This window comes from Edaphobacter sp. (assembly GCF_035532915.1).
GTDB lineage: Bacteria > Acidobacteriota > Terriglobia > Terriglobales > Acidobacteriaceae > Edaphobacter.
The window spans coordinates 1-4558 of record NZ_DATKQC010000381.1; the positions used below are offsets into that span (position 1 = coordinate 1).

The 4558-nt window shown below is 57.6% G+C and carries 4 protein-coding genes; 2 read left to right on the forward strand and 2 right to left on the reverse strand.

The genetic code is table 11. The features are described from left to right. Window positions 1-37: 37 nt before the first annotated feature. Window positions 38-553, forward strand: coding sequence for a GNAT family N-acetyltransferase (locus VMU57_RS18180; protein ID WP_325386006.1), 516 nt, complete (start codon window positions 38-40; stop codon window positions 551-553). Window positions 554-746: 193 nt separating this feature from the next. On the opposite strand, the gene VMU57_RS18185 is transcribed toward VMU57_RS18180, so the two are convergent. Next, window positions 747-1436, reverse strand: coding sequence for a PEP-CTERM sorting domain-containing protein (locus VMU57_RS18185; protein WP_325386008.1), 690 nt, complete (start codon window positions 1434-1436; stop codon window positions 747-749). A 120-nt stretch (window positions 1437-1556) separates the two neighbouring features. Then, a complete protein-coding gene (locus VMU57_RS18190; RefSeq protein WP_325386010.1) occupies window positions 1557-2681 on the reverse strand; it encodes a PAS domain S-box protein in 1125 nt (374 codons plus the stop codon). 398 nt (window positions 2682-3079) lie between these two features. Between VMU57_RS18190 and trmFO the strand changes: the two genes are divergently transcribed. Further along, on the forward strand, window positions 3080-4519 hold the full coding sequence (gene trmFO, locus VMU57_RS18195; protein WP_325386012.1) for a methylenetetrahydrofolate--tRNA-(uracil(54)-C(5))-methyltransferase (FADH(2)-oxidizing) TrmFO: 1440 nt from the start codon (window positions 3080-3082) through the stop codon (window positions 4517-4519). Window positions 4520-4558 lie beyond the last annotated feature (39 nt).

Here is a 4558-nt window from a genome sequence, read left to right on the forward strand (position 1 = left end):
AGCGTAGCGTAGTCGAAGGACCTGCGGTTTGCCCGGAATGCCAATATCCTTCATTCTCAACTACAAGCCCATGCTCAACATTCGCCCCGCCACCCCCGCCGACGTCCCCCAGATCCTCGCCTTCATCCGCGACCTCGCCACCTACGAGCGCGAGCCAGACGCCGTCCACGCCACCGAGACCGACCTCCATCGCGACGGCTTCGGTCCCACGCCGCGCTTCCACTGCCTCATCGCAGACTGGGACGACGCTCCCGCAGGCTTCGCCCTCTACTTCCACAACTACTCCACCTGGCGCGGCCACCACGGCATCCACGTCGAAGACCTCTTCGTCCTCCCCGAGCATCGCGGCAGGGGAATCGGCAAGGCGCTGCTCACCCGCGTCGCCGCTATTGCTGTAGAAGAGGGCTGCCACCGCCTGCAATGGGACGTGCTCGAATGGAACACCCCAGCCATCGGCTTCTACGAGCAAATGGGCGCGACCATGATGAAGGAGTGGCGCACCATGCGCGTCAACCAGAAAGACTTGCCCGCCCTCGCGGCGCAAAGCAAATAAGCCCGAAGACGCAGCTTGCAGCTTAGAGCTATTTCCTCTCAGGGGTAGACCCCTTTATTTGCCATTCCCGAAGGGGATCTGCGTCTTGCTCCAATCACCAAAACGACCTCTGGAGGAGAACCGCTCTAAATAAAAGAGGCCGTCCTCGCCGAAAGATCTTCGACGAGGACGGCCTCTTATCGTCAGGCAGTAACTAAGCCGCGAGCTTGCGCCGCAATGTGCCAACCAGCCCAAGGAAGCCCGTGCCCAGCAGAATCAGCGAACTGGGCTCCGGAACCGGCGAGGTGCCTCCGGTTACGGAGATGCCATTAGCGGAGTCTCCTAACTTCACCCCTTTAAAGGAATCGCCAACCAAGTCTCCGCCGAGATCGCCCTGGCTCCAAAGATCGACGGTGTACCCACCCGCTACGTTAAAAGACATGCCATAGATGTCGAACACACCACCGGAAAACATCGGGGCATCGACGCATACCGCAGGTGAGTCGCCAGCAGGATAGAACAGGTTGTCATACGAAAATCCGGCATCGGTAAAAGCAGGAGCACCGAAGTACGTTGAGCCTGGAGTGTAGGTGGGGAGCGACGCGGCATTCAGTCCGGTGATCGTGCCGGAGAATCCGGCATTTGAGTCCGAGAACGTGCCGTCGATCCCGGTGATCTGGTACGTCCCCGGCATCGAGGTTGCGGTCACGTCGATTACGCCTGAGGTGGTGATGCCATGGCCACTCCAATTGAAGGTATATGAATCAGCGCGGGCTGCCGGAGCCAATGCAACACTCGTTGCCAGTACCAGCAAAGCCGAAAGAATAACGTTGGAGCGCGAAGCGATGCGCGCTGATACCCAGCGTGCGGCGCACGATGGTCTATTGTCCAATGAATTGTTCATGGTTTCCTCCTCGGAAACAAAGCGGGGCCTTTGAGATATCGGGGAGGGAACCCAGAGTACCATAACCCGATTACAACCGCGCCGTTGCCCGATTGCGCCGCATACCAAAGGAGCGACTTTCTATTTGGAATAGGGATTATCGAACGGCAAAAAGATCGACATCTTAGTGCCGTGGGAAGCGTCGTTCACGCTGCTCCGGACATCGATTCTTCCCTCGTGACCCTTGATAAATTCGGTAGCTACCCAAAGCCCGATTCCGGTTCCGATGGAACTACGCGTGGTGAAGAAGGGCTCGAAGATCTTCTTCAAATTTTCGGGAGCGATGCCTTCGCCCGTATCTTCGACAGACAAAAGGAGACCCCGGCGATCTGATTCCACTACGTCCTCTACAGACGCCGTGAGAGTGCCGCCGGACGGCATGGCGTACATAGCGTTGGTGACGAGGTTCGAGATGACCTGCATCATCTCCCCTTTCCTCACCACGATCTGAGGATTGGGGCTGAATTTTGTTTTGATCCTAATGTCAGCCGCAGCTAATTTCGTTTCATAGATCTTGAGCGTACCGGTGACCAGGTCAGCTAACGTGACACGGATTGCGGCGGAGTGCTCCCGGTAGTAGCCCAGCGTCTGCTTTGCTATATGGGCGACGCGAAGCAGCTCTTCTTCCGCAGTATTGAGATAACTGACGACCTCATCTGCATTCGAGGCGTTTGTCCTTGCCAGGTAGATCAGGTTAAGCACCGATTCCAGCGGGTTGTTGATCTCATGGGCAATCGTCGCCGCCATCTTGCCTGTAGCGGCGATCTTCTCTGCTTGCAGAAGGGTTCTCTCTATCTGCTTGCGATCCCCTATAGGGCGAAGAACTTTGGAAGCTCCAACGATCTTTCCCGATGCATCTTTCAACGGCGAGATGGTGAGGGACACATCCAGCCGCTCCCCTCTCTTGGTGAGCCGGACCGTCTCATAGTGATCGATGCGTTCTCCCAACTGTATCTTTTCGATAATGGTTTGTTCTTCGGACTGCAGGTCTTCAGGAATCAAATTCAAAATAGAAGTTCCGACAATCTCCCCCGGTTTGTATCCGAAGATGCGCTCCGCAGCCGGATTCCAGCTTGTAATGATGCCGTCGAGGGTTTTCGTGATAATGGCATCGTCAGAAGATTGAACGATCGATTCAAGCAGGGATCCTGGAGTTTCAAATCCCGAACGAGATGGGCTGATCTTAGAAAGTTCTACCGTCAACATTCCCGCCCCTAAGCGTCCGATAATTCCGTCATCTTACCTTGTAGGCTTCGCCGGAGGTGAAGCCGGAAGATTGCAAACCCTTGCCGCAACATCTCTATCTTTAGTAGATGTCAAGACTGGAAGGTAGTGTGTCCGCAAAAAGTCGCATTGATGAAAACTCCGCATCATTGAGTCAGACTGAGTCGATTTCGCCCGGAAACTCTTGACGCACCCCATATAATTAAAGAAGGGGCAAGATCACATTTCACCATCTTCCGCCGCGAGCCATTCGCGCCGCAGTGTGCAGCTAAGTGGCGTAGATCGAATACTTTGCGATATTCTCTTTTAGAATCAATACTTTAGGATTTAAATCCTTTGTTTCGAAGACTTTGCATAAAAAGTAGGGGGAGGGGGGTACCTTGGCAGAACGAGCTACAAAGCGAATCAAAGTCATCGGCGGAGGTCTCGCCGGACCTGAAGCCGCACTGCAAGCCGCGCGCTTCGGCTGCGAGGTCGATCTCTACGAGATGCGTCCGACGCGCTCGACCGAGGCCCACCAGACCAGCGACTTTGCCGAACTCGTCTGCTCCAACTCCCTCAAGTCCGAGAGCGAAAACACCGCCCCCTGGCTGCTCAAGCAGGAGATGCGCCGCGCCGGCTCCATCCTTCTCGCCGAGGCCGACGCCTCAGCCGTTCCCGCTGGCCATGCGCTCGCCGTAGACCGGGTCGAATTTTCCAAACGAGTAGCCGAGCGCATCGCCGCCGAGCCGCGCATCACCGTCCACCGCGAAGAAGTCACCCGCCTCGACGAGAACGACCCGAACACCATCACCATCCTCGCCAGCGGCCCGCTCACCTCGTCCGCGCTGGCCGCGGAGTTGCAGCGCCTCACCGGCTCCGACTACCTCGCCTTCTACGACAGCATCAGCCCTATCGTTGACGCCAGCACCATCAACATGGACCGCGTCTTCTTCGCCGCCCGCTACGACAAAGGCACGGCAGACTATATCAACTGCCCCTTCACCAAAGAAGAGTACGAGACCTTCCTCGACGCCCTCATCGCCGCCGAAGCCGTCCCCGCCAAAGAGTGGGAACAAATCCCTAGCCAAGCCACAGACCTGGGTGCCCCAGGGCTCGATTCTGAGACCTGGGTTTCCAGTGAATCCAAAGGAAGCCAACCAACCCCCGAGAAGCTGCAATACTTCGAGGGCTGCCTGCCTATCGAAGAGACCGCCCGGCGCGGCCGCGACACGCTCCGCTTCGGCCCGATGAAGCCCGTCGGCCTCACCGACCCCAAAACTGGCCGCTGGCCCTACGCCGTCGTCCAGCTACGGCAGGAGAACCTCCGCGCCGACAGCTACAACCTCGTCGGCTTCCAGAACCACCTGAAGTTCGGCGAACAAAACCGCGTCCTCAAGCTCATCCCCGGCCTCGAAGACGCGACCTTCCTGCGCTACGGTCAGATTCACCGCAATACCTACATCAACGCGCCCACACTGCTCACCGAAACCTTGCAGTTAAGAGCGCACCCCAGCGTCATGATCGCGGGACAACTCAGCGGAGTCGAGGGCTACACCGAATCCATCGCCTCAGGGATGCTCGCCGGACGCTACGCCGCCGCGCTCGCTCACGGCGACGCGCCTACTCCCGCGCCCCGAGCCAGCGCCAACGGGAGCCTGACCCACTACATCACCCACGCCGAAGGCAAAAAGTTTCAGCCCGCCAACATCACCTTCGACCTGCTGCTCCCGCTCGAAGAAGAGCTACGCAAAAAGATCCGCGACAAAAAAGAGCGCCATCGCATCCAGTGCGACCGCGCCCTTTCTGCGTGGGATGAATGGCTGACTTCATCCTCTTGAATTGTCATCCTTCGCGCAGCGGAGGATCTGCTTTTCGCT

Excerpts from the sequence above, each read along its gene's own strand:
- VMU57_RS18190 (WP_325386010.1), bottom strand. The coding sequence starts at position 2,681 with ATGTTGACGGTAGAACTTTCTAAGATCAGCCCATCTCGTTCGGGATTT.
- VMU57_RS18185 (WP_325386008.1), bottom strand. The coding sequence starts at position 1,436 with ATGAACAATTCATTGGACAATAGACCATCGTGCGCCGCACGCTGGGTA.
- VMU57_RS18180 (WP_325386006.1), top strand. The coding sequence starts at position 38 with ATGCCAATATCCTTCATTCTCAACTACAAGCCCATGCTCAACATTCGC.